This window comes from Chromobacterium sp. LK1 (assembly GCF_001043555.1).
Taxonomy (GTDB): Bacteria; Pseudomonadota; Gammaproteobacteria; order Burkholderiales; family Chromobacteriaceae; genus Chromobacterium; species Chromobacterium aquaticum.
Map to the genome: position 1 here is coordinate 81,875 of NZ_LDUI01000006.1, position 26,829 is coordinate 108,703.

Here is a 26,829-nt window from a genome sequence, read left to right on the forward strand (position 1 = left end):
GATAGATTGGAATAGGGTTTGAAAACAATGTTTTAAACGTCGCGGCCGGCGAAGCAATCCACGATGAAATCGATCAACACCCTGACCTTGGCCGGCTGCGGCTTTTTATGCGGATACACCAGGTAGACCGCGGCGCCGGGCGTGTCGTAATCGGCCAGCACCCGGCGCAGCCGTCCCGCGCTCACCGCGCCGGCGGCGACGAAATCCGGCAGGCGCGCGAAACCGGCGCCGGCCTCAGCCAGCCGCTCGTTGAGGCTGTAATCGCTGATTTGCAGCCAATGCCGCGCCGCCACTTCCTCCACCTTGCCGCCTTGGGTGAACAGCCAGTGCGCGCCGGCGCGCTGGCCGGCGTGGATCACGCAAGGCAGCGCCGCCAAGTCCGCCGGCCGCTGCGGCGCGCCATGGCGCTGCAACAGGCTGTCGGCGGCCACGATCCAGTCGCGGGTATGGAACAGGCAACGCGCCACCAGCGACGGCGCCAGTCGCGGCGCGCTGCGGATCGCCAGGTCATAGCCGTCCGCCTCCAGGTCCAGCAAGGCCGGGCTGATGTCCAGTTCCAGCCGCACCGCCGGGTATCGTTGATGAAAAGCCAACAGTAGCTCGGCCATGAAGGCGCCACCGAACATCGCCGGCACCGTCATCCGCACCCGCCCGCTCGCCTCCTCGCGCAGTTCGCGCATCGCCGCCGTGGATTGCCGCAACAGTTCGCGCAGCTGGCGGCAGTACTCCAGATACCGCGCGCCGGCCTCGGTCAGCGTCAGCCGGCGCGTGCTGCGGTATAGCAGTTGCACGCCCAGCTCGCGCTCCAGCCGGCTCAACTGCTTGCTGATCCGGGATTTGGAGCTGTGCATCGCCGTGGCGGCGGCGGTGATGCTGCCTGCCTCCACTACCGCCAGGAACGCCAGCGCCAGTTCCGAAGAAGGTTCGATTGTTTCCATATCGATTCCAATCATTCCACATTTCCCCGGTTTTTCCCAAGCCGCGCGCCGCCTATGCTCAGTGCTCCCCACAACACTGGAATGCATGAAGGAGCGAAACATGAAGATTTTATTGATCGGAGCCAGCGGCCACATCGGCCAGGCCGTCATCGCCGCCCTGGACGGCCGCCACGAACTCATCACCGCCGGCCGCCACAGCGGGGAGGTCCGCCTGGACATCGAGGACGAAAACAGCATCATCGAGCTGTTCCGCCGCCTGCCCAGGCTGGACGCGGTGGCGGTGGCCACCGGCGGGCGCAACGGCCACTTGGCGCCGCTGAGCGAGATGCGCGCCGAACACTACCGCGTGGGCCTGGAGTCCAAGCTGCTGGGCCAGGTCAACACCGTGCTGCACGGCATGGACAAACTCAATGACGGCGGCTCCTTCACCCTGGTCGGCGGCGTCTGGGACCCGCAGAGCATCGTGCCGCTGTTCAGCAATCTATATATGGTCAACGGCGCGCTGGAAGCCTTCGTCGTCGCCGCCGCCACCGAGCTGCCGCGCCGCCAACGCATCAATCTGGTGGCGCCGCTGCTCTTGAGCGAGTCCGCGCCGCAATACGGCCACCTGTTCCGCGGCGCGCCGCAAGTGTCCGCCGCCGAGGTCGCGCGCGCTTACAGCCTGAGCATAGAAGGCATTCAGAACGGGCAGATTTACCGTTTCGGCGCCGGCCATGGCTGAGGCGGCATGGTTGACGCCTCCAGCCTAAGCCATCAGCATGGTCGTTTGTTCCAACAAGAGAAAACGACCATGCGCCTTAAATCCATGCTCGCCGCCGGTCTGTGCGCCGCCCTATTCCACGCCGGCCCGGCGCTTGCCGCCGAAGACAGCGTCGCCGCCGCCAAAGCGCTGCTGCAGTCCATGCGTTACGACGAGATGATCGTGCAATCCATGCAGCAGATGGAAAGCACCATGCAGCAGCAAATGGAGCAGCAGCTGTGGCAAACCCTGCCGGACTGCGCAGAAACGCCGGACTGCAAAAGCAAGGCCAGCGCGCTTTTGCAGCAGGTGCTGAAAACCCAGCAAGACTATTTCCGCTCGCCCGAAACCCGCAAATTGATGAACGAGATGCAGGTCCAGGCGCTGAGCAAGAATTTCAGCGTCGCCGAAATTCACGAGATGAACGCGTTTTATCAAACCCCCACCGGCAGCAAGATGTTGCGGCTGATGCCCAAGATCATGGCGGAAACCGGCCCGCTGCTGATGAAGGACATGGGCCAGCGCCTGCTACCCAAGCTCAAGCTGCAAATGGATGAGTTCGCGCGCCAGCACAGCGCGCGCTGAGAGCCGGTTCCAAAGTCTCGCGAGCGAAGGCAAGACAAGGCGAAAACGAGCGAAAAAGCGGAATGTACACGTGGTACATGAGTATTTCGGAGACGTTTTCAACACCGTCTCACTGAAGCGGCGGATGACAAAACGGGGCCAAGGGCCCCGTTATCGCGCTTGCGCCGCTCAGCCCTGGCGCACCACCATCGCCTGCTCCGGCGCCGGGAAGCCGGCGGCGGCCAGGGTTTCGCGAATGGCGCGGTTGCTGTCGAAATACACCTGCCAGTAATCCTGCGGCTTGCAGTACGGCCGCACCGCCAGCACCGGGCCCAAGGGCGTGAACTCCAGCAGGCCGATGTCCGGCGCCGGGCTGGCCAGCACATTGGGCACCTTGGCCACAGCCTCCCGCAACAGGCTCATCGCCGCCGCGTGATCGGCGCTGGCCGCCAGCTGGGCTTTCAGGTCCACCCGCCGCTGTTCGTTGACGCTGAAGTTCTGGATGGTGTCGGAAAAGATCTTGTTATTGCCTATCAGGGTCAGCACTCCGTCCGGCGTGTCCACCGCGGTGGCGAACAGGCCGATGTGCTTGACCGTGCCGACGATGCCGGCGACGCCCACCGCGTCGCCCACCTTGAACGGCCGCAGCACCACCAGGAAGATGCCGGCGGCGAAATTGGCCAGCAAGCCGCTCCAGGCCATGCCTATGGCCACGCCGGCGGCGGCGATCACCGCGGCGAAGGTGGTGGTCTGCACTCCGAAGAAGCCGAGGATACCGATCACCAACACGATGGTCAGCGTCACATCCAGGAAGGATTTCACATACTGGCGAATGGTGTGGTCCAGCGACTTGCTGGCCAGCTTGGCGTCCAGCATCCGGGTGGCGAACTTGATCAGCCAACGGCCGACCAGCCACAGCAGGATGGCCGACACGATATTGAGGCCAATCTTCACCGCCAGATCCGCCCAGTGGCTCCAGTTGATGGCATCCATTTGTAAATCCCCTTTTTAACGGTTTCGCAACATGATTAAAGATAGGAGCTTACTGCAAAAATACCAAACGAATCTTGCGGCCTTGCCGGCCGTGGCTTCAGGCCTCCGCCAGCGCGCGGCAGGTCTCGCCTATGCCGCCCTGAATGCGCAGATCGAACGCATGATCCATGCGCGTGGGCGTGTAATTGATCAAGGCGGTGGCCACGCCGGCCTGCGCCGCCTCCAGCGGGATCAGATTGACCGGCGACACCTCCAGCGATGAGCCCAGCACCAGCAGCAGATCCGCCTGCAGCGCGGCGTCGAAGGCCAGGTCGATCAAGGGCACCGCCTCGCCGTACAGCACCACGTCCGGCTTGAGCACATCGTGGCACAGTCGGCAGATGGGCAGCGGGTGGTGCAGAATGTAGTCCAGCGCATGCGTGGTGCCGCAGCCGGGGCAGCTGGCGGTCAGCAGGCTGCCGTGCAATTCCAACACCCGGCTGCTGCCGGCGCGCGCGTGCAGGCCGTCTATGTTCTGAGTCAGCACCGTCACCCGCTTGCCCTGTTGCTCCAGTTCCGCCAGGAACTGGTGGCCGGCGTTGGGCCGATAATCGCCGATCAGCTTGATGCGGAAGATCTCGCGGAACGCCTGCCAGAACGCCTCCGGATCGCGGCGGAAATAATCGATGGACACCACCTCGGCCAGGCTCATGCTGCGCGACCACAGGCCGTTGGCGGAGCGAAAGTCGGGGATGCCGGATTCGGTGCTCATGCCGGCGCCGGTCAAGGCCACAATGGTTTCCGCCTGCTCCAGCATCTGGCGCAGGCGGTGGATTTGCTCGGACATCTATGCATTCCAGCTAGTGAATTAAGCAAAATGTTAAGCCAGGCTCGGCCCGCGGCAACCGCGCCAAGCCCCAGCTTAACTTTTTCATGACAAAGGCTCAGCCGGCCGTTGGCACAGGGTATTTGATGGCGTTCTTGGCCATCTTGTCGCGGACCGCCGCGTCCAGATCCACCCCGGTCACCATCGCCAGCCGCGTCAGGTAGAGCAGCACGTCGGCGATTTCCTCCTGCAGATGGGTGAAGCGCGCCGGATCGGCGCGCAGTGCGGCGGCTTCCTCGTCGCTCAGCCATTGGAAGATTTCCGCCAGTTCGCCCACCTCGCCCACCAGCGCCAGCATCAGGCCGCGCGGCGTGTGGTAGCGGTTCCAGTCGCGTTCATCGGCGAAACGCTGCAATGCGGCGGTGAGTTTTTCAGTAGAGATCAGGGTTTCGCTCATCGTTCTATCCGGGTTTCACGTGGAACAACAGCCGCTTGCCGCCTCAAAGCCTGCTCAAGGCTCGCGAGCAAGAGCGAGACAAGGCGTTGCGGCTGAGAAAGCGGAATGTACACGTGGTACATGAGCATTTCGAAGCGGTACTCACCGTGTAACGTTCCACGACGCGCAGCAGACTATGAACAGGTTCTCATGCGCCAAGCACCTTCAAGGCCGCCTGCTCCCCCCACCACGCCGCCTCCTCGAACAGCGACAGGCCGCTGAGATCGGAATGGGCGAACAGGAGCGGGCCATCGGCCGCGCGCAAGGCTTGCAAGCCGGGGTTGGACAAAAAACCCGGCGCCGGGCTGGCCATCGCGTGGCCGCGCGCGGTCAACTCCACTTGCAGCAGCGACTGACGGAAACGCCAGCCGTACACGCTCAGCAGGTCGGCGGCGGCGGTGGCGAACAAATCCTCGGCGCTGGCGGCCTCCAGCATTTTACGCGCATCCGCCGGCGCCAGGTCGGCGAAGGCGTGGTAGCTGGTGAACACGCTCTGCTCCGGCTTGGCCGCGCGGATCAATTGATGGGTGGACACCACATAGCCCAGGCCGCGGCTGCCGTACACCACATTGTCCCAGGCCAGCGGCGCGGCGACCGGCTCCGCCGGGAAACGGTCGATCAGGAAATTGCCTATCAGCCACGGCGCGCGCGGCGGCAGATGGCGGCGCTCGAAGCCCAGCTCCGGCAATTGGCCGCTCAGATGCAGGCTGACATGCAGCGGCGTCGCCAGGATCACCCGTTCGGCCAGCAGGCGCCGGCTGGCGCCGGCCGCGTCCAGATAGTCCACCGCCATGCCGGCGCCAGCCGGCGCCACTCGCCAGGCCACGCCCGGCCATTGCCGCTCAGGGCCGATGCGGGCGCGCAGATGGCGGATCAGCGGATTCAGCCCGTCCGGCCAAGTCAGCACCGCGCCCTCCTCGGCATTGGCCGCCTGGCCGCCGCGGCTGCAGAAATAATGCAGGCCGGCCCAGGCCGAGGTGGCGGCCAGCGCGCTGCCGTAATCGTCGCGGCAGCAGTAGTCCAGATACCACAGCAGGCCGGGCGCGGTGTAGCCGTTGGCGCGCAGCCAGTCGGCGAAGCTCAACCGATCCAGCGCGGTCCAGGCCGGGTCTTGCGAGGACAGCGCCAACGGCACGCAGAACACGCGGCGGCCATCGCGGCCGCGCTGTTCGCGCCAGGCGGCGGTCTGGGCGAGAAAACGCCGCTGCTGCGCCAGTTCGTCCGCATCCATGCCCAGCCGCGGCAGCAAGCCTTCCTGCCACTGGCCGTTTACCCACAGCCGCTCGTCCGGCGCGTGCACGGTCACGTTCTCGTCGAAGCGCGGCCGCGCGGCGAAGGGGTCGGCCTCGATCACGCCCATCTCGGCCAATAGTTCGCGCACATGGCGCGACTCCATCGACGGCAGCGGCAGATAGTGGGCGCCGGTGGGATAGCGATAGCCGCCGAAGGCGCCGGCGGCGGCGTTGCCGTCCGGCTCCGGCCCGTCCAGCACCACCACGTCGTCGAAGCCCTCCTTGCGCAGCCGCCAGGCGGCGAACAGGCCGGCCACGCCGCTGCCGACGATGGCGACGCGGCAATGCCGGGTTTCACGCGGCGGCGGCGGCGTCATGCCGCCGCGCAGCCGGTGGCCGGCGGCCATGCCCGGCCGGTTCAGCCGCAAGGGCAGGCCCAGCCGCATCACCCGCTCACAGCCGGACAACACCGGCAGGCCGGCCAGCGCCGCCGCCAGTTGCAACACCTCGCGCCGGCGCATCAACGCAGCACCTGCGACCAGTCCTGCTCGAAGTAGTGCACCAATTGCTGATTGTTCAGCTCATTGGGCAGCACCTTCCAGCGCGGCATGTCGGGCGGGAAGAAGAACATCTGGCGCGTGGCCTCCTTGTCCAGGAAACGCAGCGGCACCGTATAGCGTTCCGGCGGCGTGTAGCCGGGCTTCTTGGACGCGATGATGAAGCCCCATTCGCCGAAGGACGGCACATAGGCATGGTAGGGCGTGGTGTGCAGGCCGGCGGCGCGCAAGGTGGCGTCCACGCTCCAGAACGAGCGCGGCGCGTGCATCGGCGAGGTGGACTGCACCACCGCCAGGCCGTTTTCCGCCAGGTGGCGCGCCAGCAGCCGGTACAGCGGCACCGAATACAATTTGCCCAAGGCGAAATTGGATGGGTCCGGGAAGTCGACGATGACGGCGTCGAAACTGCCGTGGTCCTGTTCCAGCCAGCGCGCGGCGTCGTCGTTGACCACGGTGACGCGCGGATCGGTCAGGGAGCCCTGGTTCAAGGCGCGCAGCGGCTCGGAGCGGCTGAACAGCCGGGTCATCGCCGGGTCCAGGTCCACCAGGGTGATGTGCTGGATATTGCGGTATTTCAGCATCTCGCGCACCGCCAGGCCGTCGCCGCCGCCCAACACCAGCACATTGCGCGCCCACGGCAGCTTGGCCAGCACCGGATGCACCAGCGCCTCGTGGTAACGGTGTTCGTCGCGGCTGGAGAATTGCAGATTGCCATTGATGTAGAGCCGCAGATCGCTCTTCCACTTGGTGATCACCAGCCGTTGATAGGGCGTGGTCTCGGCGTGGATGATCTCGTCGCCATATACCGCCTTCTCGCTCCAGCGCGTCAGCTGGTCGGAGGCCAGAAAACCGCCGATCAGCAGCAGCAAGACCACGCCGCTGCGCGCCAGCTGCAGGCCGGGCCGGCGCAATTCATGGCGGAAGGCGCGGCAGGCCCATAGCGCCACGCCGGCGTTGAGCAGGCCGAACAGCAGCGCGCTGCGCGACAGGCCCAGCCTGGGCGCCAACACCAGCGGGAACAGCAGCGACACCGCCAGCGCGCCCAGGTAGTCGAAAGTCAGCACCTGGCTGACCAGCTCGGAAAAGCTGGCCTGGCGCTGGTTCATCGCCCGCATCACCAGCGGGATCTCCATGCCCACCAGCACCCCGATCACGAAGACCAGACCATAGAGCACCAACCGGAACGGCTCGCCGGCCCAGGCGAACACCAGGAACAGCACGGCGGCGGACACGCCGCCGATCAGGCCGACCAGCAATTCGATTTCGATGAAGGCATCCAGCACCCGCTCGTCCTTCACGTATTTGGACAGATGGGAGCCCACCCCCATCGCGAACAGGTAACAGCCTATGATGGAAGAGAATTGCAGCACCGAGTCGCCCAGCAGGTAGCTGGCCAGCGCGCCGGTGATCAGCTCGTAGGCCAGCCCGCAGGAGGCCACGATAAACACCGATACTATCAACAAGCGATTTCGCATTGGATTGTCATTGTGGGTAGAATAGCCGCCATTATGCCCCAGCCCACGGCCTACCGCCGTGCGCGCACCGCACCGACAAAGGACGCCCGACCATGATTGCCGCCTTCCTGCCCGCCCTGCTCGCCTACCTGACTTATATGGGCAGCGGCCTCGCGCTGTTGGCGCTGTTCGCGGTGATCTATTGCTGGGTCACCCCGATAGACGAGCTGAAGCTGATCCGCGACAACGGCCACGCCGCCGCGGTGTCCTTCGCCGGCGCGCTGCTGGGCTTCTCGCTGACGCTGGCCTCCAGCGCCTGGCACCTGAACAACTGGAACAGCTTCATGCTGTGGGCGCTGCTGGCCATGCTGGTGCAGATCGTCGTCCACATGGTGGTGGCGCGCTGTCTGAAGGATCTGAGCCGCGCGCTGATAGACAATAATCTGGCGATGGGCATCCTGGCCGGATCCATCCACCTGGCGGTGGGACTGATCAACGCCGGCAGCCTGTCCTGAACCCGGCCGCGCCTTTTCAATTGGAGCAGACACTATGAGCCTGATGTCTTTCATCAAGAAGCAGTTCATCGACATCCTGGAGTGGCAGGAACAGGAAGACGGCGTGCTGGCCTGGCGTTATCCGATGCAGGACAACGAGATCCAGTACGGCGGCAGCCTGACGGTGCGGGAATCGCAGGCGGCGGTGTTCATCAACGAAGGCAAGATCGCCGACGTGTTCGAACCCGGCATGTACAAGCTAACCACCCAGACCCTGCCGGTGCTGACCTATCTGAAGAACTGGGACAAGCTGTTCGAATCCCCCTTCAAATCCGATGTGCACTTCTTTAGCACCCGGCTGCAACTGGGCCGCAAATGGGGCACCGCCCAGCCGCTGACGATACGCGACCAGGACTTCGGCATGGTGCGGCTGCGCGCCTTCGGCGTCTATTCCTACCGCGTGGCCGATCCGCGCCTGTTCTTCACCGAGGTCAGCGGCACCCGCGACAGCTATACCCGCGACGAACTGGAACAACAGCTGCGCAACCAGGTGGTGGCCACCATGAGCAGCGTGCTGGGCGGCAGCGGCGTGCCCTTCCTCGACATGGCCGGCAACCAGGGCCTGATGGCGGACAAGATCCGCGAGGCGCTGGTCCCGGTTTTCCAGCGCCTGGGCCTGGCGCTGGACAGCTTCGCGGTGGAAAACATCTCGCTGCCGGAAGAGCTGCAAAAAGCCATAGACAAGCGCATCGCCATGGGCATGGCCGGTGATCTCAACCAGTACACCCGCTACCAGGCGGCGGAAAGCATTCCGCTGGCGGCTCAGAACGAGGGCGGCATCGCCGGCCTGGGCGCCGGGCTGGCGGCAGGCGTCGGCGTCGGCCAATTGATGGGCCAGGCCATGCAGCAGGCGGTGCAGCCGGAGGCCGCGCCCACCGCACAAGCAACGCCGGCCGCCGCACCGGCGGCGGACAATCCGCAAGCCAAGCTAGCCCAGCTCAAGGGCCTGCTGGACCAGGGTCTGATCACCCAGGTGGATTACGACGCGGCCAAGGCCGACGTGCTGAAGAAACTGGTGGGCTAAGCTAGCGCATGTACCGTATTGCCTGCCCCTCCTGCGGCGCCGATGTCGAGTTCAAGTCCGAGGCCTCCGCCATGGCGGTGTGCGCCTATTGCCAGAGCACGCTGCTGCGCGACGCGGACAGCGTGCGCGACATCGGCAAGATGGCGGCGCTGCTCAATGATTACTCGCCGCTGCAGATCACCAGCTGCGGCCAGTACCTGGGCCGCGGCTTCAACGTCGTCGGCCGCATCCAGCTGCGCTACGACGCCGGCCTGTGGAACGAATGGTATTTGCTGTTCGACGACGGCGGCGACGGCTGGCTGTCGGAAAGCGTCGGCCAGTACACGCTGACGCTGGCCGGCGGCGCGGTGCAGGAAGCCGGCGGCTTCGACAGCCAGCTCCCCGGCGCGCCCTTCCGCCACGGCGACGCCGATTTCGTGATTTCCGATGTGCGCACCGCCGAGTGCACCGCTGGCGAGGGCGAACTGCCGTTCCAGGTGGGCGCCGGCTGGCAGGCCAAGGTGGTGGACGCGCGCCGCCAGGCGCAATTCCTGACGCTGGATTACTCCGACGATCCACAACACCCCCAGCTCTTCCTCGGCAACGCCGTCACCCTGCCGCAACTGCGCATGGAGCGGCTGCGCGACACGCGGATGATAGAAGAGGCCACCGGCAAGCTGAAAGGCAGCGTCGCTTCGCTGGAATGCCCGTCCTGCGCCGCGCCGCTGAGCTACCGCGCCGGCACCGCCACCCAACTGGTCTGCGGCCACTGCCACGCCCAGGTGGACGCCAGCGGCGATCGCGCCGTGGCGCTGGGCGCCGCGCAACAACAGCTGGACACGCCGCTGACGCTGGAACTGGGCAAGACCGCCACCATAGACAAGCTGCCGTGGACGCTGACCGGCGCGCTGGTGTGGGCCGAAGCAGAGGACCCCGACAGCCGCTGGTGCGAATACCTGCTCTACAACGTGGACAAGGGCTTCCGCTGGCTGGTGGAAAGCGGCGACGGCTGGTTCATCGGCGAACTGATGGACGTGTGGGTGGACAGCTTGCGCGCCGATTACGCGATGCTGGGCAACAAGGCCTATCAGCGCGCTTATCCAGACTACGCCGCCCGCGTCGTCTACGCCGCCGGCGCCTTCCCCTGGCGCGCCAAGCTGGGCGACCAGGTGCAGCTCAGCGAATACCAGATCTCCGGCGGCCAGAAGCGCTTGTCGCGCGAGCTGTCGGCGCAGGAACTGACCTGGAGCTGCAGCAGCCTGGCCACCTCGGTCGAGGTCGGCCGCTGGTTCGGCAGCGCCACGCCGATAGAGCCGGGCTTTTCCGCCGCCGAGGACGACGGCGGGGACTTGAAGGCCATCGCCGTCAAATTCGGCCTGGTGCTGTTATTGATCAATCTGCCGCTGGCCTTCCTGAGCCAGGATATCGGCGATGGTCTGCTGATCTGCTTCTTCGCCTGCTGCGTGCTGGCGATACCGCTCAAGCAGAAGGAATGAATGCCGATGTCGCCAGGACTCTATAAAGCATTTTGCCTGCTGGTGATCGTGATCACCACCATGCTCAATTTTTCCAATATGGACAGCCGCACCTCCAGCACCCGCAGTTGGAGCAGCGGTAGCGGCGGCGGCTCCTCCGGCTGGGGCAGCGGCGGCGGCGGCCATAAATGAAGACGGCGATTGGCCGGCATCTGCTGGCGGATTTTCACGGCTGTCCGCCGCAGCGCCTCAGCGATCCGGCCCAGGTGGAACAGGCGCTGCGCCAGGCGGCGCAGGCCGCCGGCGCCACCGTGCTGGCCGGCCATGTCCATCACTTCGGCGAGGCCCAGGGCGTCACCGGCATCCTGCTGCTGATGGAATCCCACCTCAGCATCCACACCTGGCCGGAACACGGCTACGCCGCGCTGGACCTGTTCATGTGCGGCCAGGCCCGCATCGACGCCGCGCTGGCGCGGCTGCGCGAGGCGCTGCAACCGGCCGAGGTCCACAGCCAGCTGCATAAACGCGGAGATCCTCTTGCCCCTCTCTCCAAGCCCTCTCCCATAAGGGAATGAGGGGCGTTAACGACAACTACTCCACCAGCTCCAGGCTCACCGAACCGTCGCCATGCTCCGCCGCCAGGCGGAACTGCGGCTGGCGCGCCAGATAGCGCAGCGCGCCGGCGCCGGTGTCGAAACGCATCGCGACGCCGGCCACCGGCTGGATGCGCCAGGCCGGCTTGGCCGCCGGGTTCACCACCTTGCGCTCGGCCAGATAGGCCGCCACCGCCGCGCGGTTTTCATCCGGCGAATCCACCACCACGCGGCTGGCGTCGATGCCGGGGAAGTGGCCGCCGCCGGACGCGCGGTAGTTGTTGGTGGCCACCAGGAAGCTGGCGTTCTCGTCTATCGGCTTGCCCTGATAGCTCAACTTGACGATGCGATGGCTGTCCGGCGCCGCCAGCTTGCCGTCGGCGTCGTAGCGCGCCGGCCGGCTGACGTCGATCTCATAGCTGACGCCGGCGATGCTGTCGAAGTTGTAGGAGCGGAATTCAGGGTTCAGCAACGGCTGGCTCTTGGCTCCCTTGGGATCGACGCGCAGGAACTGCCCGGCCGACATCTCCAGCCATTCGCGCACTTCGCGGCCGCTGACCTTCACCGCCTTCAGCGTATTGGGATAGATGTAGAGATCGGCCAGATTGCGTATCGCCAGCGGGCCGGCCGGGATGTCGGTGTAGTAATTCCAGCCCTGGCGGCCGCCGGCCTTGAATGGCGCGGCGGCGGACAAGACCGGCAAGCCTTCGTACTCGGTGCCCTTGACCGTGTTCTTCACATACCAGGCCTGGGCCTCGGCCACGATCTGCACCGAGGGATCGTCCGCCGCCTGGGCGAAGTAGCTGTAGATAGGCGCGCGGGTTTCCGCCACCTTGCCACGCACATAGTCCAGCGTCCGACGGTGTTCGGCGGCGATCAGCTCGGCCACCTTGGGCTCGGCGGCCGCCAGCGATTTCTTGGCCTGCTTGTCGTAGATGGCGCGCAGGCCGGCCTGTTTGCCGCTGACTTTCCAGCCGCCGTCGCCGCGCTCCAGCACCAGGTCCACCACGCCGATATGATCGCCCCAGCGTCCCGGCATCACCGCCGGCACGCCGTTGATGGTGCCGGCGGCCAGGTCCACCTTGGGATAGCCGGCGAAGGCGGAAGACGGGAATTCCGCGTGGGCGTGGCCGAACAGGATGGCGTCGATGCCGGCCACCTCGGCCAGGCCGGCCACCGAGTTCTCGGCGAAGCGCGCGCTGTCGCCTTTTTCGAAACCGGAATGGGGCACCGCGATCACGATGTCGGCGCCCTTCTGCTTCAGTTCAGGCAGATAGCGGCGCGCGGTGTCGACGATGTCCCTCACCTCCACCTTGCCCTGCAGATTGGCCTTGTCCCACTGCATGATCTGCGGCGGCACAAAGCCGATCACGCCGATGTTAAGCGTCTGCGGCTGGCCGTCCTCGTCCTTGAATTCGCGCTTGAGCAGCACATAGGGCTGGAAATACGGCCGGCCGGTCCTGGCGTCCACCACATTGGCGTTGACATAGGGGAAGGCCGCCGTCTTCAGCGCCTGGCCGAGAAAGGGCAAGCCGTAATTGAATTCGTGGTTGCCGATATTGCCGGCGTCGTAGCGCAGCCAGTTAAGCACTTTGTAGGCGGGATGAACCTCGCCGGCGCGCAGCGGCTGAATCTTGGCCACCAGATCGCCCAAGGGATTGCCCTGCAACAGATCGCCGTTGTCTATCAGCAGGCTGTTGCGCGCCTCTTGCCGCGCCGCGCGGATCAGCGTCGCCGCGCGCGCCAGGCCGAAATCCTGCGTCGGCTTGTCCTGGTAGTAGTCGTAATCCAGCAGGTTCATGTGCACGTCGGAGGTTTCCAGCACCCGCAGTTTCAGCGGGGCGGCCCAGCCGTTTGCGGCCAGCGCGGCCAACAGGGAGGAGACGAGGAGAGGCGCAAGTTTCACGGGACAGCCCTTTTCTGGTTTTATCGCGCCCGCATTATACGCCCGCCGTCGGCCGCTCCAGATAGAAAGCACCCCAGGCGCACATCGCGTCTATCACCGGCCGCAGCGTGTCGCCCAGCTCGGTCAAGCGGTATTCCACCCGCGGCGGCACCTCCGCGTAAACCGTGCGCGCGATCAGGCCGTCGCGCTCCAGTTCGCGCAGCTGCTCGGTCAGCACCTTCTGCGACACCCCGCCCAGCAAGCGGCGCAGTTCGCCGGTGCGCCGGCTGTCCTCGGACAAGTGGCACAGTATCGCGCACTTCCATTTGCCGCCCACCAGCCGCACGGTGGCGTCGATGGGAAAATTCAGTTCGCTCATGCGGACACAGTTACCTTTTGGTACTTATGAAACAAAAAAGTGCATACTTATCAAAAACTTGATCCATTGCTAGCATGGCCGCTCCCATTTTACAGGAAGCGTCATGAAAACCCTGATCATCGTTGCCCACCCCGATCTGGAACAATCCCGCATCAACCGCCGCTGGATGGCCGCGCTGAGCCGGCATCCGGAGCACTACACCGTGCACTCGCTCTATCAGGCCTATCCGGACGGCAAGATCGACGTGGCGCGCGAGCAAGCGCTGCTGAACCGCCACCAGCGCATCGTGCTGCAATTCCCGCTGTACTGGTTCAGTTCGCCGCCGCTGTTGAAAACCTGGCAGGACCAGGTGCTGGACGAGGGTTTCGCCATCGGCGCATGGCCGGAAGACTGGCGCATGCGGGACAAGCGCATCAGCGTGGCGGTGTCCACCGGCATACGCGAGCGGGACTTCGCGGCGGACGGCCGCTATCGGTACCGGATGGAGGAAGTGTTGCGGCCATTCGAACTGACCTGCCGCTACATCCGCGCTGAATGGCTGCCCGGCTTCGCGCTGCACGGCGCCGAGCACGATCTGAGCGATGCCGAGATCGAGGCCAGCGCGGACGCGTATCTGCGGCACCTGCAGGCCGAGGCAGTATAAATCCACCCGCGATGAAAAATGCCCGGCCGGAGCCGGGCATGATCTTGTCTGGAACAGCGAACTTATTCCTGTTCCAGTTGGAATTATTCCAGCAAGCCTTCCGCCTTCAAAGCCTGCTGCACGAAGGGCAGCGCCGCCACGCGTTTCTGGAAATCGATCAGCGCCGGGAAATCGCCCAGCGAACGCTGCACGAACTGCGCCCAGTTCAGGCAGGTGAACAGATAGGCGTCGGCCACGCTGAAACGCTCGCCCAGCAGATACGGCGTTTTCGCCAGTTGCTGCTCCACCAGCCCCAGGCGGCGGGTCAGCTTGTCCCAGGTCTGCTGCTTGAGTTCATCGCTATTGGGATAGAACAGCGGCGAGAAGCCCTTGTGCACCTCGGTGGCGATATAGTTCAGCCATTCCTGCAGCCGATAGCGCTCCAGCGTGCCATTGGCCGGCGCCAATTGCTTGGCCGGCACCTGGTCCGCCAGGTATTGCACGATGGCCACGCCCTCGGCCAGCAGTTCGCCGTTATCCAGCAGCAAGGCCGGCACATAGCCGCGCGGATTGATGGTGGAGAAATCCACCCCGCCCTCGGTCAGATGCGGCTGCACCTTGAGATTGACCTTCTCGGTTTCAAACGGCAGGCCGCTGGCGAACAACACGATATGCGGCGACAGCGAGCAGGCGCCGGGGGACAAATACAGTTTCATCGTTCATCTCCTGTCAGGATCATTCAGAACAAAACACACTGCATGCGAAAACCCCGACAGCCTGAGCCAAATCAATGACGCTTGCAACCCTGCCGCCGATAGGGCCGCTGTCGCGGAGACTCAGCCCAGCAGAGAGACGATCCAGCCCGGATGAATGTTCCAGCCGGCGAAACCCGCCAGCCAGAAAAACACGCCCAGCGCGCCAAAGCCCCAGGCGCACAATAGCGGGATGAAATTGGCGGCCAGCGCCGCCACCGCGGCGCAGGCGACGGCGATGGACAGGCCGGCGTCGCTGACGTCGAACAGCTCATGACGCGCGTTCAACTCCTCGAAGCCCTGCTCCTTGGCCTTGGCCTTGAGCTGCAAGGCCTGCACCTCCGCCGCGTAGCGGGCGATATCGTGTTGAATCGCCGCCTGCTCCGGCCGCAAGGCCGCCGCCGCCGCCGGGTTGGCCAGCGCCAGCAAGCGCGCCTGGCGCTGGCTGCTTTCCGCCAGGTGCTGCTTGATCTTCTTGGACTGGTATTCGGACCAGCTGTCCACCGCGTCCGCCTTCAATAGCTGGCGCGCCTGCACGATATTGTCGTCCTTCAGCTTGCCCAGCCCCATGAACACCGACAGCAGCACCACGGTCAGCGCCACCAGGCTGTTCAAGTACTTCTTCTCCGCTTCCACGCTGATTTCCAGTTCCATCTCACGCTCCCGGCTGACGATAGGGGGTTCCCATCGCCATAACGCAATACAGCGTCAAACCGTGGACAGGGACAATGGATCGTCAGGACGATTTTTTGGAAAACAGCCGCGGACGAGAATCCGTTCCGGAACCGGCGGCCGCCTGCGGCCGGGTCTTCAGCGCCACGAACAAGTCTTCCACCTGCTGGCGCGCCCACGGGGTGCGGCGCAAGAAGGCCAGGCTGGATTTGACGCTGGGATCGTGATTGAAGCAGCGGATCTGGATGCGCCGGCCCAGCTCCGGCCAGCCGTAGTGGCCGACCAGCTGGTTCAGCATCTGCTCCAGCGTGACGCCGTGGGTGGGATTATTGGCTTGGCTTGCGTTCATGCATGTGTTCTCTGGCTTTGGCCGGCGCAGTGTACCCCGCGCCGGCGCCGCGGCAAAGCCGCGCTCAGGCCGCCGGCTTGGGCTTGCGCTGACGCGGCGCGCGTTTGCTCGCCGGCTTGACCGTTTCCGCCGCCGCGCCGCCGTTGCGCTGCGCCACCCCCATCGCCAGCGCCAGCCGGCCTAGCCGCTGCTGCTTTTCCTGGCTGATGGGGCCGGCCGCCTGCAATAGCAGAATCGCCAGTTCCAGCGCGAAGCGGCGCTGCTGATCGGTGGGCAGCAGCTGCTCCAGCGTCGCCAGCGCGCGCTTCTCATCGTTGCGCACCAGCCAGGTCTGGCGTCGCACCGCCTGCTTGAACTGCTCCAGCGTCAGATCCTCGCCCAGCGCGGTTTCCTGCATCACCCGGCGGATGGCGTTGAACGGCCGCACATCCACCACGCCATTGCCGATGGCGACATAGATCAACAGCCGCAAAAACCCATCCACCGGCCCGCCTTCGGCGTAATGCGCTTCCAGTTCCTGACGCTTGAGCCGCAGCATTTCACTGCGCTCCCAGCTGCCGTCCGCCTTGCGCACCCCGTATTCGCGCTGCGGCTTCAAACCGGCCAGCGCCGCGCTCCACGGCGACTCGAACAGCGCGCGGAAGCTCAGCTCCTGCCAGGCGTCGCGGCCGTCGCGCCAGCCGTCCAGCGTGGTTTCCACCAATTGGGCATAGCTCTGCTGCCACTGCCAGAAGGGATTGTCCTCCGTCACCGGCCGCCGCTCCTCGCGCACCCGCTCCGCCCATTGCCGCACCCCGGCCAGCCAGGGATTGCCGCTGGAAAACCAGCGCCGCTCCAGGCGAGACGGGTGCATTGCGCGCAGCCAGCGCGCGGCGTGTTCATTGCCGTACAGCCGCAGCCACGGCGAGACAAAGGTGTCGTACAACTGCTGGTTGACCTCGCCCACCCGGCGCACCACCTCGAAAGCGGCCTCGCCCTGGCGGCCGTCGCCCAGCGCCAGGATATCGTCGATATCGCGCGGCTCGAAGCGGATCACATAGCGCCCTTGCAGATACTCCAAGCCGGCCATTTCAGGATGGGTATCGGTGATCACCGCCTCGTACAAGCCCGGCGGCAGCACATCGATCAGATCCAGCGCGCTGGCTAGTTCGCTGTGTTCCTTATTGGCCACGCCGGCGGACACGAAAATGCCCAGGTGGCCGACCTGCTCGTGCAGGCAATAGACTATGGTCTGTTCATTGACGCGGATGTCCTCCACGCTGCCGTAAAGATCGGCGATCCAGAACAGCGCCTGCTGCGGCGGGGTGATATTGTCGCCCCAGGAAGCGAACACCACGATGGGCGAGCGGATATTGCGCAGATCCACCGCCTGCCGCCCCTGCTCCAGCGTCACCTCGCCGTGGCTCAAGCGGTTGCCGACGAACAGGTTCTGGGTGATCCACTCCATCTCCGCCTTGTTCAGCAGATAATGACCGCCCCACCAGCGTTCGAACTCCAGAAAGCGCTCGCGCTCGGAATCCACCTTGGCGTACAGGGTGTACGGTTTCTTCCAGTAGGTATTGGCCGGGTCCAGCTGCTCGAAATTGCTGACCAGGTTGGCGCCGTCGAACTGCCCATGGCCCAGGTCTCCGGCCAGCGAGGCCATCCAGGTGCCGCCGTACAGGCCGCCGGAATAACGCATCGGGTTCTTGCCGGCCACGCCGGCCCAATAGGATAAGGGCGAGCCGGCCAGCAGAATCGGCCCCACCAGTTCCGGCGCGGTGGCCGCCAGCATCGCCAGCGCCCAGCCGCCCTGGCAATTACCGATGACGAAGGGCTTGCCGGCGCTGTGCGGATGCAGTTGATTGACCTTTTGCAGAAAGACTTTCTCGGCGCGCCATACGCATTCTATGGTCTGCTTGGGCTCGGGCACCGGGAAGAACATCACGAAATAACACGGGTGTCCCTGACGCAGCGCGATGCCGATCTCGCTGTCCATCTTGAAGCCGCCTATGCCCGGCCCATGGCCGGCGCGCGGGTCTATCACCACGAAGGGCCGCTTGGCCGGATCCGGTTTCGGGCAGCCGTCCGGCGGGCGGATCGCCGACAAGGCATAATTGACCGGCTGCTCCAGTTCGCGGCCATCGACGATGATGTCGTAATCGAACACCAACACCGGCGGATGACCGGAAGCGGCGTGCTCCAGATAAGTATCGCCGCGCTGGCGCAGGATGTCGCAATACAACACCGAACGCTGCCAGGCGTCCACCCAGTAGTCCACCAGCGCGCCATTCAGCGCGGCGAGCCCGGACGCGGGGAAAAACGGGAAAGAAGAAGCTGGCTGACTCATGCGAAAGCGCTCCGGCGGCGAGACGGGGATGCCGCATTTCACTCTAGTCCAAATCGCCGTCGTGAACGGGAAAAAGCCCGCCATCAAATCGCTTGCCGCGACGCTTTACATTTGGTAACAATTGCGAATGGCCGACTCATACTTAATTGACAATCGTCGCCCAGAATACTGGAGTAAACCTAAACCGACGCCGCTCACGCCGCGTCGCCGCCATTGACGGAATGGCCCGCCCTATGAAACCGCTGATACCCCTTGTTTTAGCCTGCCTGCTCGCCGGCGCCGCCCAGGCCGCGCGGCCGGAAATGGACTGCCCGCCGATGGGCAGCTTCGCCGGCCGGCCGTGGAAAATCGACCCGGCCAAGCGCGACGCCTTCATCGCCCAGCACCAGAAGGCGCTGCACGACAAGCTGAAGATCCAGCCGGCGCAGGAAGCCGCCTGGCTGGCCTTCGCCAGCGCCAGCCGCCCCGGCGCGATGCCTCCCTGCGCCGACAGCGGCGACACCGCGCCGGAACGCATGGAACAGCGCGTGCTGATGGCGCAGCGCCACTTGCTGAACCTGCAGAAGCGGCTGGAAGCGCTCAAGTCCTTCTACGCCCAGCTCAATCCGGAGCAGCGCAAGATCATGGACAAGGACAGCCCGCCGCCGATGGGCGGCAGAGGCCAGGGCCCGATGCGCAAGCTGCAGGCAGGCCAGTCCAGCGAGCCGCACAACTGAGAACCTGTTTATGATCTGCTGCGCGTCGTGGACGCGTTACGCGGTGAGTACCAGCTCAAAATGCTCATGTACCACGTGTACATTCCGCTTTTTCGCTCGTTTTCGCCTTGTCTCGCCTTAGCTCGCGAGATCATAAACACCTTCTGAGAACCAGGCCGGAGCCAAGCGCCGGTCGCAGCCCCCGCGCTCCGCGCCCCGCGTCCTTCCATCCGTCTCCTTTTGTTGCCCCGCCCGGTTTTTTAACATTCCGCAACAAGCGCGCGGCCGTCAGCAATACTTGCCTGACATCCATCGCCAATACTGACTGCGTAATCAACCTCGGTAGGAGTCTTCAATCATGACCAAGCTGTTCAAGCCCATGCTGATCGCCACCCTGCTCGCCGCCGGCGTCGCCGGTTCCGCGCTGGCCGCCGACGATGCGCCGTCGCAAAATCCGATGCTGATGATGGGCAAAGGCCGCCACATGGACCCGGCCCAGCGCGAAGCCATGGCCGCCCGCCACCTGCAGGCGCTGCACGATCAATTGAAACTGCAAGCCAAGCAAGAAGCCGCCTGGAAAACCTACACCGAATCGATGAAGCCGGGCGAACGGGCGATGCCGCCCAAGCCACAGGCTGGCGAAACCGCGCCACAACGCATGGAACGCATGCTGGACATGATGAAACAGCACCAGGACGGCATGCAGAAGCGCCTGGACGCGTTGAAAACCTTCTACGCCCAGCTGACGCCGGAGCAGCAGAAGGTGATGGATCAATGGCACGGCCCGATGGAGCATAAAGGCCGCATGGGTTCGATGGCCAAGCCGCAGCCCAAATAAGCGCCGCGCGCCGGCCAAGAAAAACGGCAGCCTCAGGCTGCCGTTTTTACTTGCTGACTCCGCGCCTATCACTCAAGCGCGTCCAAACCACCTGTCGCCGAAGTTGACCAGCAACACTCCGCCCACCACCAGCGCCGCGCCCAGCAGCCGCGGTAGATTCACTTCGCGCAGCGGCATCGCCAGCCAGCCGAAACGGTCGAACAACAGCGACACGCATACCTGACCGGCGATCACCAGCGACAGCATCGCCGCCACGCCCAGCCGCGGCGCCAGCAAGGTGGTGCCGAACACGAACATCGCCCCCATCGCGCCGCCCAGCAGCATCCACCATTCCACCCGGCCTAGCGCCGCCAGGTCCTGCCATTTCTGGCCGGTGGCGACCGACAACCCACCCAGGCACAGGCTGCCCACCGAGAACGACACCAGGGCCGCCAGCAGCGTGCTATTGCCCAGCACGCCCTTGAGCTGGTTGTTGATGGCGGCCTGCAGCGGCACCACTACGCCAATGGCGAAAGCGAATAAAGGATAAATAGGGTTCATGACGATCCTGTCGAGTCAACGGAGGGTTTCACGTGAAACAGCGCTCACGCCGCGGTGTTGCGATGGAAGGCGATCTTCTGCGGGTTGCGGGTATACGCGCAAAAGCCTGGCTTGGGACCCACCTTGGGGTGGTTGCGACAGGTATTCGGCCGCCGCTCGTAGATGGTGCACAAGCGGGTTTTCTGATCCAGTTGCATGCAATCGCCGTTGGCGCGCCGCGCCAGCGTGAACAACTCGCGCTTGAAATTAAAATGCTGGATCAAGCGCTGTTTTTCCAGGCGCTTGGCGATGTTCTTGATCGGCTCTTCCAGCTCGAACTCGTCCACCACCCCCATGCGCACCAGGTCGGACAGCCGCACCTCCACCGGCATGGAGCAGCAGCTGCCCATGCAGTCATCGCACAAACCGTTCTTGTATTTGACCCAGGTGTCCAGGCGCTCGATGTCGGCCACGTTTGATTCCCCGTGCTGCCGGCGTGGCCGGCGAATGATTTAAGAATTGTTCCGGATAGGAAAAAGAAAGAAGCGCATTTTACCCGCCTCCCCGCCATTGGCGCGCAAACCCTTATTGCGGCCGCTGCTTGAAGAAGGTCAAGGGCGCGGTGTACGCCACCTCGCTCGGCGGCGGCGTCTTCAGGATGTGCTTTTTCATCTTGCCCATCACATGCATCTCGCAGGGCCGGCATTCGAACTTCAGCGTGTAAGTCTCGTTGCCGGACTTCAGCGTCATCGGATCGGCGCGCACCTGGCCCATCACCCCCTTCACGCCCTTGGCCTGCTTCGGACACAGATTGAAGGAGAAGCGCAGGCAGTGCTTGGTGATCATCAGGCTGACCTCGCCCTCTTCCTCGTGCGCCTCGTAGGCGGCGTCGATGAGCTCCACCCCGTGCTTGCGATAGAACTGCCAGGCCAGATTGTTGTAGACATTGGCCAGATAGCTCAGCGTCTTCTCCGGATACGGCGCCGGCGGCTGCAGTGCCGCCTTGCGCGGCTGGCGCGGCCAGGCCTGCACGCGCGCCGCTTCCAGCCGGGCGATGGCGTCGCGGCGCAGCGCGTTGATCGCCGAAGCCGGCGCGAACCACGGCTGCGACAGCTGCAGCGTCACATCGTGGGCGACGAACATGGTATTGCCCAGCTTCCCCAGATTGTCGCGCAGGCCGGCCAGCGCCTTGTCGGCGTCCTTGGCCGGCTCCAACGCCAGCGGACTACAGGCGGAGGCGCTGACGCCGTCCTCGTCGGTAATGTTCAGTTCCAGGCCGTCGGCGTTTTCGCTCAGCGTCATCCACACGCCCACCTTGCGCTCGGCGGACTTTTTCAGCAGCGCCAGTTCCCAGGCGTGATCGCGGTTGCGGCAGATGTCCACGCCGGGCTTGAGGCCGGCCAGCACCGAAACGTCGTTGGGAAACACCCGCCACAGCAATTCGCCGTCCGCGGTCTTGCCCACTTGCTGCACGGTATTGGCCTGCACACCCACCACTTCGCGCTTCTTCATGAAGTTGATGCCGTCGCCATTGCTCATGGTTTCGGCGGTGGCGATCTCCAGCCAGTCCGGGCCCACCTTGCTGACCACGCCCAGGCCGACGCCGACGAATTTGGGCGAATCGAAGGCGCCGATGTCGATCTTGCGGCCGGTGGCGAAGTAATCGGTGCCGCCGCGGTGGAAGGTCTTGTCCGGGTCCGGCGCGAAGAAGATCTCGCTGTCGCCGCTGGAGGCGCGCGCCAGCTCCGGCCGCCGCTCGATGATTTCGTCCAACAGCAACCGGTAATGGGCGGTGATGTTCTTCACATAGGACACGTCCTTGTAACGGCCCTCGATCTTCAGCGAACGCACGCCGGCGTCCAGCAGCGCTTCCAGATTGGCGCTCTGATTGTTGTCCTTCATCGACAGCAAGTGCTTGTCGAACGCCACCACGCCGCCGTCCTTGTCGGTCAGCGTGTACGGCAGCCTACAGGCTTGCGAGCAGTCGCCGCGGTTGGCGCTGCGGCCGTTGTCGGCGTGGCTGATATAGCACTGGCCGGAGAAGGCCACGCACAGCGCGCCGTGGATGAAGTATTCGATGGTGGCGTCGTAGCCCACCGCGTCCGCCGCCTTGCGGATTTGCGGAATGGTCAGCTCGCGGGCCAGCACCACCTGGGAGAAACCGGCGTCGGACAGGAAACGCGCTTTTTCCGGCGTGCGGATGTCGCATTGGGTGGACGCGTGCAGCTGGATAGGCGGCAGGTCGAGTTCCAGGATGCCCATGTCCTGGATGATCAGCGCGTCCACGCCGGCGTCGTACAACTGCCAGATCAGCTTGCGTGCCGGCTCCAGCTCCGCGTCGTGCAAGATGGTGTTGAGCGTGGCGAAGATGCGCGCGTGGTAGCGGTGAGCGAACGCGGTCAGGCCGGCGATATCCTCCACGCTATTGCAGGCATTGTGCCGCGCGCCAAAGCTGGGCCCGCCGATATACACCGCGTCGGCGCCGTGCAGAATGGCCTCGCGGCCGATTTCGGCGGTCTTGGCGGGCGATAGCAACTCGATCTGGTGCGACAACAGGCTCATGGCGTTTCCTGACATTTAGTATAGGTGGCCGCGTCGGGCGATGGCGGCCGCAAAGGGCCGGAATTATAACGGAATCATGGAGTTATAGATAGAGATTTACTGCGCCGGCTTTCAAGTTTGGCCAGCGGAAGCCCGCTGCCGCCTTGGACGGCGCGCCAGCATTTGGAACAGACAAAATCCGTATCAAAGCTTGCATCCGGAGAGCCCCATGTTCAACCGCCTGACCATAGCCCAGCGTTTAAGCGCGCTCGTCGTCGCCCTGCTGGCCATTCCCATCCTGATCGGCCTGTTTGGCCAGCACGCTCAGCAGGGCATACTCGACGACTTCGCCACCACCTATAACGACCGCGTGGTGTGCCTGAAACAGCTGAAAATCGTCGCCGACAGCTATGCGGTGGGCATTGTCGACGGCGCGCACAAGCTACAGGCCGGCAGCATCAGCGCCGACAGCTTTCTCGGCGGCCTGGCCAGCTCGCAAGCGGCCTTGAAAAAACAATGGGGCGATTACCGCGCCACCTATCTGACCGCCGAGGAAAAAACCCTGGCCGACCAGGCCGAAACGGCGATGCGTCACGCCGACGCCAGCGTGGCTCGGCTCAAAACCCTGGCCCAGTCCGGCGACCGCGCCGCGCTGCAACACTTCCTGGACAAGGAAATGTATCCGGAGATCGACCCAATCGCCTCCCGCATCGGCGCGCTGATCGATCTGCAGCTACGGGTGGCGGCGGAAGAATTCGCCCAAGCCCAGCAACGCGCCGCCACCAGCCACCTCATCGCCTTGCTGCTGCTGGCCGGCGGCGTGGCGATAGGCGCCGGCCTGGCCCTGATCATCATCCGCTCGCTGCTGGCCGAGCTCGGCGGCGAACCGCGCGACGTGGTGGCCTTGACCGAACGCATCGCCAACGGCGACCTCAGCCAGAGGCTGCAGGTCAAGGCCGGCGACCAGCACAGCATCGTCGCCTCGATGGCGCGGATGCAGAGCGGGCTGATCCGCATGGTGCGCGCGATGCAGCACGTGATCACCCAGCTGGGCAACAACGCCACCGAACTGGCGGCGGCGGCGGAACAGGTAGCCGCCAGCGCCGAGGAACAGACTCGCGCCGCCTCGTCGATGTCAGCGTCGGTGGAACAGCTATCGGTCAGCATCTGCTCGGTGGACGACAACACCACCGACGTGGCCACCGAATCCGTTTCCACCGGCGAACTGGCCACCCGCGGCGAGTCCATCATCGACCAGACCCTGCACACCATAGAATCGGTGGCGGAAATGGCGCGCGCCTCGCAGGCGCAGGCCGACTTGATGAGCAGCCGCTCGCAGCAGATTTCCAATGTGATCCAGGTGATACGCGATGTGGCGGACCAGACCAATCTGCTGGCGCTGAACGCGGCGATAGAAGCGGCGCGCGCCGGCGAACAGGGCCGCGGCTTCGCGGTGGTGGCGGACGAAGTGCGCAAGCTGTCCGAGCGCACCGCCCAGTCCACCGCCGAGATCAGCGGCAGCATCCGCGAGATGCTGGATAGCAGCGCCCACGTGGTGCAGAACATCCACCACACCGTGGACCACATGGAAGTGGGCTTGCAGCAGGCCAGCGACGCCCGCTCCGCCATCACCGGCATCAACGACAAGGTGGCCAGGGTCAAGCAATCGCTGAGCGCGATCTCGGTGTCGCTGCACGAGCAGCAGGCCGCCGGCACCGGCATTGCCGCCAATGTCGAGAAAGTGGCGCAGATGTCCGAGGAAACCAGCGCCGCCGCCAGCCAGACCGCCGACTCCGCCTGCCAGATGGAGCAAATGTCGAACGAGCTGCAAGCCAGCATCAACTACTTCACCTTGCCCCAATCCGGACAAGGCCAGCTCGAGGAAGCATCACGCCAAACCAGCCATTCACTTGCGGCCGCGAACTGAAGCGCCCAACCCCTTCTCTCTCCGCACTTGGCCTGGCGCTTGCCAGGCTTTTTTTTATTCTGGCAATGGCCCGCCCCGTTTTTTGGACTATGGGACAGCGATGGGCCGACAGGCGCGGCGGATGAATATTGCATTGCAGCAATGTCGTCAAACGAAAGCAGCCACCACTGATCCACCTGATTCAAGCAGCAAAACTTCGTTATCGCGGCGGATAGTTCGTTGGCAGCCCAAAAACTGATCGCAAAGCAAAAAAGTACACGGTTTTCACTCGCATTCAGCACTTATCTCCCGGCTTTCCCCAACTTTTCACCACAACTCAATGTGCATGGCAGCATTGCAACATTATGACGAAATATTTTGCAATACCAATGAGATACCAATTGAGAACCAGTAAAAGACCAGATAGTTTTAGCGCAGGACATCCGCCAGAGATGTTGCCACGTGATTGGAGTGACTGAAATGCCTAAACTGACCAAGCTTGCCCTGCTGCTATTGAGTGCGCTGCCCTGTGCGGCGATGGCGGCGGAAGACGCGATTCCGGCCAACGACACCTCGCCCACCCAGGGCGCGCCGGCCACCTTTGAACCGGTGGACGTCTACGACCTGATCACCAAGTCGGAAACCACCGTCAGCGCCATCTATTACGGCCGTAACCGCCAGGCGGACTGGTCGGCCCCGCCCAATCGGGACGACATCACCGTCAACGCGCTCAACCTGGGCCTGAACTTCCGCTCCGGCTACGCCTGGAACAAGCTGGGCTTCGACGCCGCCGCCCACGCCGCCCTCCGTCTGGACAACGGCAAGGGTTGGTCGGAAGTGCTGTACCACGATATCAACGACAGCACCCAACCCGGCGGCATGGACAAGAGCAGCGCGGTCTTGAGCCAGGCGGCGCTGAAATTCCGCCAGCACGAGGACGGCCAGGGCTTCTCCGCCCGCGCCGGCTACACCCCGATAGGCATAGGCACGCTGGGCACCTCCGGCGGCCTGCAATCCCACGCCTACCGCGGCGTGGAAATGAAATACAAGTTCGGCGACTTCGAAGTGGGCTATGGCTGGGCCGACCAGTTCCGCAATGAATGGGACACCCGCTTCCGCGACATGAGCAACTCCTGGGAACAGGGCCGCAGCAATGGCAGCGCCGCCAAGCGCGTCGACTACGTCAACAGCCTGGGCTTCCGCTACGCGCCCAAGAACGGCTTCGTCGACTTCGGCATCGGCGAAGGCAAGGACTACCGCCGCAACGCCCAGATCGCCGGCTCCTATTCCTGGCAGCTCAATGGCGACGACAAGCTGACCGCCACCGGCTATTACTTCACCGCCAAATACCAGACCCAGCTCTCCGGCATTCAGAACCCCAAGAACGAGTATCACACCAGCGGCAGCCTCAGCTACGCCACCAACGGCTGGACGCTGATGGGCGGCCTGGGCTACACCAAGGCGCCGGACTCCGGCGAACTCAACTTCCGCCTGACGCCTTGGGGCAATAGCGACAACCGCAACTTCATCCAGACCTGGGGCCAGCTGGACGACTTCGTCTGGAACGGCATGACGGTTTACAAAGTCGGGGTCAACTACGACTTCGCCAAGCAGGGCATTCCCGGACTCACCGTCGGACTCTCCGGCAATTACTCCACGGGAGCTAAAAACCCGGTCAGCAATCGTAGCCATACCTTGCGCGAAGTCGACTTCAGCGTGGGTTACACCGTGCAGAGCGGGCCGCTCAAGGGCGCCAGCATCGGCGTCTATCCGGCCTGGTTAAGGACCGACGGCTTCGGCGCCAACAACGGTGTCGCCAGCTACGGCAAATCCGATCGCAACGACGTGAAAGTCATCGCCTCCTATAGCAAGACTTTCTGATCCACGCATTCCGGCCGCGGCGCGCCCGCGGTCGCACTGGCATTGCAGTGGTATCGCT

At 64.4% G+C, this 26,829-nt stretch carries 27 protein-coding genes; 12 read left to right on the top strand and 15 right to left on the bottom strand.

The genetic code is table 11. The annotated features are described in order from the left end of the window. Positions 1 to 32: 32 nt before the first annotated feature. Complete coding sequence (locus tag VI26_RS24290) at positions 33 to 938, bottom strand: LysR family transcriptional regulator (RefSeq protein ID WP_197081378.1); 906 nt, start codon at positions 936 to 938, stop codon at positions 33 to 35. 100 nt (positions 939 to 1,038) lie between these two features. On the opposite strand from VI26_RS24290, the gene VI26_RS04310 reads away from it, so the two are divergent. Together VI26_RS04310 and VI26_RS04315 are read left to right on the top strand one after the other, a co-directional pair. Further along, the gene (locus VI26_RS04310; protein WP_048408511.1) at positions 1,039 to 1,659 is read left to right on the top strand and encodes a short chain dehydrogenase; all 621 of its coding nucleotides are present in this window, start codon (positions 1,039 to 1,041) and stop codon (positions 1,657 to 1,659) included. Between the two features lie 69 nt (positions 1,660 to 1,728). After that, entirely contained in the window at positions 1,729 to 2,262 is a 534-nt protein-coding gene (locus VI26_RS04315; protein ID WP_197081379.1) for a DUF2059 domain-containing protein, read from the top strand. A 168-nt stretch (positions 2,263 to 2,430) separates the two neighbouring features. On the opposite strand, the gene VI26_RS04320 is transcribed toward VI26_RS04315, so the two are convergent. From VI26_RS04320 to VI26_RS04340, 5 genes are all read right to left on the bottom strand, one after another. Further along, positions 2,431 to 3,234 carry a mechanosensitive ion channel family protein gene (locus tag VI26_RS04320; protein WP_048408513.1) on the bottom strand — a complete coding sequence of 268 codons (804 nt, stop codon included), beginning with the start codon at positions 3,232 to 3,234 and terminating at the stop codon, positions 2,431 to 2,433. Between the two features lie 97 nt (positions 3,235 to 3,331). Beyond that, positions 3,332 to 4,060: an NAD-dependent protein deacylase gene (locus VI26_RS04325; protein ID WP_048408514.1), complete on the bottom strand. Its 729-nt coding sequence runs from the start codon at positions 4,058 to 4,060 to the stop codon at positions 3,332 to 3,334. Between the two features lie 97 nt (positions 4,061 to 4,157). Further along, positions 4,158 to 4,496, bottom strand: a complete 339-nt coding sequence (locus tag VI26_RS04330) for a nucleotide pyrophosphohydrolase (protein WP_048408515.1) — start codon at positions 4,494 to 4,496, stop codon at positions 4,158 to 4,160. Positions 4,497 to 4,683: 187 nt separating this feature from the next. Continuing rightward, a complete protein-coding gene (locus VI26_RS04335) occupies positions 4,684 to 6,288 on the bottom strand; it encodes an NAD(P)/FAD-dependent oxidoreductase (protein WP_048408516.1) in 1,605 nt (534 codons plus the stop codon). Further along, positions 6,288 to 7,799, bottom strand: coding sequence for a polyamine aminopropyltransferase (locus tag VI26_RS04340; RefSeq protein ID WP_048408517.1), 1,512 nt, complete (start codon positions 7,797 to 7,799; stop codon positions 6,288 to 6,290). Before VI26_RS04340 ends, VI26_RS04335 begins: the two co-directional genes overlap by 1 nt. Positions 7,800 to 7,891: 92 nt before the next feature. On the opposite strand from VI26_RS04340, the gene VI26_RS04345 reads away from it, so the two are divergent. Genes VI26_RS04345 through speD form a run of 5 tightly spaced genes read left to right on the top strand, consistent with a single transcriptional unit; the run spans position 7,892 to position 11,385 of the window. Then, positions 7,892 to 8,293: a DUF350 domain-containing protein gene (locus tag VI26_RS04345; protein WP_048408518.1), complete on the top strand. Its 402-nt coding sequence runs from the start codon at positions 7,892 to 7,894 to the stop codon at positions 8,291 to 8,293. A 40-nt stretch (positions 8,294 to 8,333) separates the two neighbouring features. Continuing rightward, entirely contained in the window at positions 8,334 to 9,356 is a 1,023-nt protein-coding gene (locus VI26_RS04350) for an SPFH domain-containing protein (RefSeq protein ID WP_197081384.1), read from the top strand. An 8-nt stretch (positions 9,357 to 9,364) separates the two neighbouring features. Beyond that, entirely contained in the window at positions 9,365 to 10,831 is a 1,467-nt protein-coding gene (locus VI26_RS04355) for a DUF4178 domain-containing protein (RefSeq protein WP_048408520.1), read from the top strand. 6 nt (positions 10,832 to 10,837) lie between these two features. After that, a complete protein-coding gene (locus VI26_RS24785; protein WP_197081380.1) occupies positions 10,838 to 11,002 on the top strand; it encodes a hypothetical protein in 165 nt (54 codons plus the stop codon). Further along, entirely contained in the window at positions 10,999 to 11,385 is a 387-nt protein-coding gene (gene speD, locus VI26_RS04360) for an adenosylmethionine decarboxylase (RefSeq protein WP_048408521.1), read from the top strand. Before VI26_RS24785 ends, speD begins: the two co-directional genes overlap by 4 nt. A gap of 16 nt (positions 11,386 to 11,401) precedes the next feature. On the opposite strand, the gene VI26_RS04365 is transcribed toward speD, so the two are convergent. Together VI26_RS04365 and VI26_RS04370 are read right to left on the bottom strand one after the other, a co-directional pair. Then, positions 11,402 to 13,309, bottom strand: coding sequence for a bifunctional 2',3'-cyclic-nucleotide 2'-phosphodiesterase/3'-nucleotidase (locus tag VI26_RS04365; protein WP_048408522.1), 1,908 nt, complete (start codon positions 13,307 to 13,309; stop codon positions 11,402 to 11,404). Positions 13,310 to 13,343: 34 nt separating this feature from the next. After that, positions 13,344 to 13,667 (bottom strand): helix-turn-helix domain-containing protein, encoded by a 324-nt coding sequence (locus VI26_RS04370; RefSeq protein ID WP_048408523.1) that lies wholly within the window; start codon positions 13,665 to 13,667, stop codon positions 13,344 to 13,346. Positions 13,668 to 13,770: 103 nt separating this feature from the next. Between VI26_RS04370 and VI26_RS04375 the strand changes: the two genes are divergently transcribed. Then, positions 13,771 to 14,310: an NAD(P)H-dependent oxidoreductase gene (locus tag VI26_RS04375; RefSeq protein ID WP_048408524.1), complete on the top strand. Its 540-nt coding sequence runs from the start codon at positions 13,771 to 13,773 to the stop codon at positions 14,308 to 14,310. An 83-nt stretch (positions 14,311 to 14,393) separates the two neighbouring features. Here VI26_RS04375 and gstA read toward each other — a convergent pair whose 3' ends face one another. The 4 genes from gstA to VI26_RS04395 all read right to left on the bottom strand — a co-directional run bounded on the left by gstA (position 14,394) and on the right by VI26_RS04395 (position 18,391). Further along, positions 14,394 to 15,005, bottom strand: coding sequence for a glutathione transferase GstA (gene gstA / locus VI26_RS04380; protein WP_048408525.1), 612 nt, complete (start codon positions 15,003 to 15,005; stop codon positions 14,394 to 14,396). A gap of 120 nt (positions 15,006 to 15,125) precedes the next feature. After that, positions 15,126 to 15,695 carry a DUF4337 domain-containing protein gene (locus VI26_RS04385; protein WP_048408526.1) on the bottom strand — a complete coding sequence of 190 codons (570 nt, stop codon included), beginning with the start codon at positions 15,693 to 15,695 and terminating at the stop codon, positions 15,126 to 15,128. Between the two features lie 82 nt (positions 15,696 to 15,777). After that, complete coding sequence (locus VI26_RS04390) at positions 15,778 to 16,062, bottom strand: VF530 family DNA-binding protein (RefSeq protein ID WP_048408527.1); 285 nt, start codon at positions 16,060 to 16,062, stop codon at positions 15,778 to 15,780. A 64-nt stretch (positions 16,063 to 16,126) separates the two neighbouring features. Next, a complete protein-coding gene (locus VI26_RS04395; RefSeq protein ID WP_048408528.1) occupies positions 16,127 to 18,391 on the bottom strand; it encodes a TerB family tellurite resistance protein in 2,265 nt (754 codons plus the stop codon). Between the two features lie 233 nt (positions 18,392 to 18,624). On the opposite strand from VI26_RS04395, the gene VI26_RS04400 reads away from it, so the two are divergent. Together VI26_RS04400 and VI26_RS04405 are read left to right on the top strand one after the other, a co-directional pair. Further along, positions 18,625 to 19,107, top strand: coding sequence for a Spy/CpxP family protein refolding chaperone (locus tag VI26_RS04400; protein ID WP_053074219.1), 483 nt, complete (start codon positions 18,625 to 18,627; stop codon positions 19,105 to 19,107). A gap of 337 nt (positions 19,108 to 19,444) precedes the next feature. Then, positions 19,445 to 19,924, top strand: a complete 480-nt coding sequence (locus VI26_RS04405) for a Spy/CpxP family protein refolding chaperone (RefSeq protein WP_053074220.1) — start codon at positions 19,445 to 19,447, stop codon at positions 19,922 to 19,924. Positions 19,925 to 19,996: 72 nt separating this feature from the next. Here the strand turns inward: VI26_RS04405 and VI26_RS04410 are convergent, their stop codons facing one another. From VI26_RS04410 to VI26_RS04420, 3 genes are all read right to left on the bottom strand, one after another. Next, complete coding sequence (locus VI26_RS04410; RefSeq protein WP_048408529.1) at positions 19,997 to 20,464, bottom strand: DMT family transporter; 468 nt, start codon at positions 20,462 to 20,464, stop codon at positions 19,997 to 19,999. Positions 20,465 to 20,508: 44 nt separating this feature from the next. Beyond that, entirely contained in the window at positions 20,509 to 20,853 is a 345-nt protein-coding gene (locus tag VI26_RS04415; protein WP_197081385.1) for a YkgJ family cysteine cluster protein, read from the bottom strand. Positions 20,854 to 21,028: 175 nt separating this feature from the next. Beyond that, positions 21,029 to 23,005, bottom strand: coding sequence for a U32 family peptidase (locus tag VI26_RS04420; RefSeq protein WP_048408531.1), 1,977 nt, complete (start codon positions 23,003 to 23,005; stop codon positions 21,029 to 21,031). Between the two features lie 208 nt (positions 23,006 to 23,213). Between VI26_RS04420 and VI26_RS04425 the strand changes: the two genes are divergently transcribed. After that, positions 23,214 to 24,911, top strand: coding sequence for a methyl-accepting chemotaxis protein (locus tag VI26_RS04425; protein ID WP_048408532.1), 1,698 nt, complete (start codon positions 23,214 to 23,216; stop codon positions 24,909 to 24,911). Positions 24,912 to 25,370: 459 nt separating this feature from the next. Next, positions 25,371 to 26,771 (top strand): OprD family outer membrane porin, encoded by a 1,401-nt coding sequence (locus VI26_RS04430; RefSeq protein ID WP_048408533.1) that lies wholly within the window; start codon positions 25,371 to 25,373, stop codon positions 26,769 to 26,771. Positions 26,772 to 26,829: the final 58 nt, after the last annotated feature.